Below are 5,301 nucleotides of genomic sequence, written 5' to 3' on the forward strand. Positions count from 1 at the left end.
TGAGGTATGTGTGCTGGCAGGAGTGATGTTGACCTCGATTGTATCGGCGTTTACTTTTGCCCGCCTACGCTGGCCTGGACGTAATCTGATCTTTTCTCTGCTGATCGGGTCGATGATGCTGCCTTACGCGGTGACGCTAATTCCCACTTTCGTGATGTGGCGTGAGCTGGGCGGTCTGAATACATTTCTGCCGCTGATTGTTCCTGCATGGTTCGGTGGAGGGGCGTTTAACATCTTTTTGATGCGACAATTCATGCTGACGATTCCACGCGATTTGGACGAAGCGGCTTATATGGACGGAGGTACGCCTCTGACTGTACTATGGCGCGTCATTATTCCTTTATCTTCGCCTGCATTGATCGTGATCGGAATATTTACATTTATTGATGTGTGGAATGATTTTTTGGGCCCGATTATTTACTTAAGTGACGAAAAGCATTTTACGCTAGCGCTGGGGCTAGCGACTTTTCGGGGATTGAACAATACCAACTGGCCTTACCTGATGGCGGCTTCCAGCACAATTTTGGCTCCCATCGTCCTGATATTTTTTATCGGACAGCGCTATTTTATCGAAGGCATCACATTGACAGGGATAAAAGGCTAAAAGGAAGCTGAGACGCGCTGGTGTGCTTGAAAAAGAGACGGAGAATTGGGTGCAGGACTTACGGGAAAGCGGCAGCGAGAAGAGCATACATGTGTTCAAAAGCAAGTGGAGAGTATGTTCTAAGGCATATGCCCTGAAAAGAGATGTGGAATAAGGAGGCGTACGAGTGAAAGAGGAAGAGAGTCAAAAGACAAAACCGTTACAGGGTGTTCCAGGCAGACTGGCCCGGTTACGCTCGGAATTCCCGGCTCTAGGGATAGATGCACTGCTTATTACACATGGGCCTAATCGAAGATATATGACCGGATTTACAGGCTCCGCTGGAATTGCACTTGTTACGCAGGAAGAGGCTTTTTTAGTGACGGATTTCCGCTATATGATGCAGGCAACAGATCAGGCAGTGGAATATTCAGTGATTCGGCATGAGGCGCAAATCTTCCAAACCGTGGCCGATCTCACAAGTAAATTGGGTGTCCACAGACTGGGTTTGGAGAGCGGGCATGTTTCACTTCAACAGTCGGGACAGCTACAAGCCGCGCTGGGCTCGTTGGAGTACGTACAAACGGAGGATGTCATTGAACGGCTGCGCGATGTGAAAGACGAAGAAGAGATTCGCACCATTAGCGAAGCTGCGCGTATTACCGATGCCGCCTTCACGGAGGTGCTGAATTGTATTCAGCCTGGGGTTACAGAGCGGCGGATTGCGGCAGAGCTGGAATATCAGCTTCGGCTCGCAGGCGCGGAATCAGGCGGTTTTGCGTTCATTGTCGCTTCAGGTGAGCGTTCGGCGCTGCCGCACGGGCTGGCCAGTGACAAGGAAATTGGTCAGAACGAGTTCGTCACAATGGATTTTGGCGCAAATGTGCGTGGTTATCTATCCGATATCACGCGTACCGTATTCGTAGGCCAGCCCTCAGAACGACATGAGAAATTGTATGCCATTGTGCTGGAAGCAAATATGAAGACGATTGCAGGACTTCGTCCCGGCATAAGCGGTCGGGAGGGAGACAGTCTGGGGCGGGATGTGATTGCTTCTTACGGCTATGGGGAGCAGTTCGGTCACGGGCTGGGCCACGGTTTTGGTCTGGAAATTCACGAGCAGGTACGGCTGTCCCGCGAAAGCAAGTCGGTGCTCGTACCGGGTCACGTCATTACCGTGGAACCGGGAATTTATATCCCAGGCTTCGGCGGGGTTCGCATTGAGGACGATGTGCTGATCACAGATGACGGTGTCAAGGTACTGACCTCTTCGCCTAAGGAACTGCTTTTATTATAAAACGCAGTGGCGTTATAGGTAACTGTCCATAGTTTGCAAGTCATTCAAAAATGAGATGGAGGGGATCAAATGAACACGCATAAAAGGCACACCAAAATATGGCTGACTGCGCTGGCGGCTTCTCTCATAGTGGCTTTGACACCCACTATTCCGGGTCAACAGGCTTATGCCGAGGCGGAGTCGGATGTAAAAGTCATCGACATCTTTAGTCGGACGGTGAACGATTATGGAATAGATCTGGTTGATTGGCAAGGATATCTGGCGAACCCGTATGTGAAGCTAAAAGTGAAGCCGCCAGCGGATGCCGCTTTTCCGTTAACGGTTACGTTAAATGCGCAGGGCACGTCCCGGCTGATGATGGATCTGCCAAGTACGTTGTCAGCGCAAGGTGCAAGCAAAACGCTGACTTTTGCCAATGCACAGGAGGAAAAAGATTTTCGGCTAGCCATCCATCCTGACCGGATTGGAGGAAACGGTGAAATAGAGAACTACACGCTGTCTATGTCCGTTGCTGGAAATGATGGTCACACGACTACTCAGTCCATTCCGATTCGCGTGCTGGATCAGGACGATAATAAAGAGCCCACCGTTCCCCTCCATTTTGACTATAGATTCGATACGATCAGGCCTTATTTCAATGATGCAGCTACCAAAAAAGCCGCAGAGCTGGCGGTAAAGGACTGGTTCTATTTCTTTGATCTGGCTCCTTTCGATGAGGTTCCTGCCAACGCGGAGGTAAACCATCTGCCAGGAGACGACTGGCAAAATGAAATACAGGTGACAAATGATAAGCCCTACAAAGGCATGTGGGTGTTTATGAGAGGGCTGAACGGGCCTTATTCTACGGGCTTTCCGGCCACGAACGGCAATTATCATACACGTAACGGTGTGACCGTCCCGGGGAATCTGAACCGTTCCTATAGTCTGATTCTGGATTTCTATGATGATGCGATTCCATTCACATCCGTGGACGATGAAGAATGGTATCAATCCGATCTGTCCAAAGTGACGGATGTGCATGGGCTGATCATGCATGAATTCGGTCATGCGATTGTATTCAGCGACACATTTCCGGGTGTCAAAGCGCTGAAGGAAGCGGCGGGCAATGACCCGGATATTATGGCTTATCAGCACAGACCAGCCGCGCTGGATAACAGCTATCATCTCTCTGGAGAGCTTGCAGAAGTCGACCGATTGAGCGGTCAAAATGGAGGCTGGCGCCATCTGTTTCCGACCCGCCGTTGGATGAACACGAAGCTTTCGCTACTGGTAGCAGAAAAAGCAGGCTGGCCGCTGCGTAAGGACCTGACTCCTTTCCTCGCGCCAGAAATCATGACGAAGGAACTGCCAGCACCCGTCAAAGGCAAAGCGTACACGGCCAAGCTGGAGGCCAAAGGAGGCGTACCGTTTTACGATTGGACGGTGACAGGCGGTCAACTGCCCGCAGGCTTCACACTGGACCGCTTTACAGGAACGATTAGCGGAACAGCAGACAGCGGAGCAGGCAACAAGACGTATACGTTCACCGTACAGCTGCGGGATTATGATGAGCTGAGTAAGCCTGTGACACAAAGCTTTACGCTTAAGCTGTAAAAAATACCTCTCAAACAGATTAAAACGGTCGAAGGGAGGGGAAGCGAATGAAACATGATGCCGCGGATCTGGTCATTGTAGGCGGTGGAATCATCGGTACAGCCATCGCTTATTATGCGGCTAAGTCCGGTATGAAGGTCGTGCTGGCTGAGCGAGGGGAGATTGCTGGAGGCACTTCGTCCCGTTGTGATGGAAATATATTGGCAATCGACAAAGAGCCCGGGTTTGACAGTCGAATGTCGTTGGTATCGCAGGAGCTGGTGGCAGAGCTGGCTAGGGGAGTGGAGGATGAGTTCGAGTATCGTGCGCCTGGCAGTATTCTGGTCTGTGAAAACGATCAGGAGATGCAAGCGGCTGAGCAATGGGTAACCCGTCAGCAGCAGGAAGGACTTCCGTTTCGCATGCTGGATCAGCGGGATTTGCGAGAGGAATGGCCACATTTAGCGAAAGATTTGCCGGGCGGACTGGAGTGTGCGACAGATTCCACCGTAAATCCGGTGTTGATGACGTATGCACTAGCCGGGGCCGCGCGTCTTATGGGAGCGAGGCTAATGCCCCGCACACCGATACAATCTGTCCTTCAGGACGAAGGGGGGAACGTCCGCGGGGTAGAGACGCCCAATGGCGCTATCCATGCAGGTGCAGTGGTATTGGCGGCAGGTGTGTGGACACACAGCATCGGTCATTCACTCGGTTTGGACCTTCCGATCATGCCGCGCAAAGGACATATACTGGTGTCTGCCCGAATGCCTTCCATTGGGAACCGCAAGGTAATGGAGTTCGGCTATCTGATGAGCAAGTTTGGCGGTCAGCGGAGTGTGGATGAGCTTTATGAAAAATACGGTGTAGCGCTAGTATTCGAGCCAACTGCATCCCAAAATATTCTGATCGGCAGCAGCCGTCAGTTTGTCGGTATGGACACAAGTGTCGATCAGCAAGTGATTCGCTTAATCGCCCGCAGAGCCATTCGTTTTTTTCCTGCTTTAGCCAATGTCCCGCTGATGCGGGCGTATACCGGCTTGCGTCCATGGACACCTGATCATTTGCCAATTGTATCGGCAGTGGACGAAGTACCGGGGCTGTATATCGCTTCTGGTCATGAGGGGGATGGCATTAGTCTTGCGGCGGTGACGGGTAAGCTGGTGACTGAAATGGTACGGGGTGAATCCACTTGCATTCCGGTGGAGCCGTTGCGATATGACCGATTTGGCGAGGCTTTTACCAGCCACGAGGTTCACGGGGAGGTAACCGGATGAGTGTACCGGGCAGAATTACTACCATTGATACCCATACCGGAGGCAATCCGACGCGGACGGTTATTCACGGCGCGCCTAAGCTGGTAGGTCATACGATGCTGGAAAAAATGACTTATATGGCAGCACATCATGATGATTTTCGCCGTCTGCTGATGTTCGAGCCGCGAGGGCATGAGGTGATGTCGGGCTGCATTTTAACAGAACCTTGTCATCCAGGTGCAGATATGGGTGTGGTTTTTATAGAGACTGGCGGCTATTTACCGATGTGCGGTCACGATACGATTGGAGTATGTACAGCGCTGATGGAAGGCGGGCTGATTGCTGCGGATAAAAAGTCTATATTGCTGGACACTCCGGCAGGCCCGGTTCAAGTGCGGCTGGATGTGGATGCGGGCAAGGTGCGACAAGTGACGTTCACAAACATCCCTTCTTTTGTGTACCGCCGTGAGGTGAAGGTCCAGGTAGAGGGTATCGGGCAAGTCACGCTGGATATTGCGTATGGAGGCAACTTTTACGGCATTGTAGAGGCGGCTTCCATCGGTCTTGCACTGGAGCAGAGCAATGGGGCAAAA

Annotated in this window: 5 protein-coding genes; all 5 read left to right on the plus strand. The window is 51.8% G+C overall.

Going from position 1 to position 5,301, the window contains the following annotated elements:
- On the plus strand, positions 1–604 hold a 604-nt coding region (locus GRP75_RS18555), incomplete at its 5' end, for a carbohydrate ABC transporter permease (protein ID WP_160790009.1).
- 166 nt (positions 605–770) lie between these two features.
- Complete coding sequence (locus tag GRP75_RS18560; RefSeq protein WP_160790010.1) at positions 771–1,880, plus strand: M24 family metallopeptidase; 1,110 nt, start codon at positions 771–773, stop codon at positions 1,878–1,880.
- Between the two features lie 69 nt (positions 1,881–1,949).
- Positions 1,950–3,473: an Ig domain-containing protein gene (locus GRP75_RS18565; RefSeq protein WP_160790011.1), complete on the plus strand. Its 1,524-nt coding sequence runs from the start codon at positions 1,950–1,952 to the stop codon at positions 3,471–3,473.
- Between the two features lie 47 nt (positions 3,474–3,520).
- Positions 3,521–4,729 (plus strand): NAD(P)/FAD-dependent oxidoreductase, encoded by a 1,209-nt coding sequence (locus GRP75_RS18570; RefSeq protein ID WP_160790012.1) that lies wholly within the window; start codon positions 3,521–3,523, stop codon positions 4,727–4,729.
- On the plus strand, positions 4,726–5,301 hold a 576-nt coding region (locus tag GRP75_RS18575; protein WP_160790013.1), incomplete at its 3' end, for a proline racemase family protein. The genes GRP75_RS18570 and GRP75_RS18575, both read left to right, overlap by 4 nt.

Origin of the sequence: Paenibacillus sp. OT2-17 (assembly GCF_009827695.1) — a bacterium.
Lineage (GTDB): Bacteria > Bacillota > Bacilli > Paenibacillales > Paenibacillaceae > Paenibacillus > Paenibacillus polymyxa_B.

Coding starts and splice junctions, on each gene's coding strand:
- GRP75_RS18570 (WP_160790012.1), top strand. CDS start 3,521: ATGAAACATGATGCCGCGGATCTGGTCATTGTAGGCGGTGGAATCATC.
- GRP75_RS18565 (WP_160790011.1), top strand. CDS start 1,950: ATGAACACGCATAAAAGGCACACCAAAATATGGCTGACTGCGCTGGCG.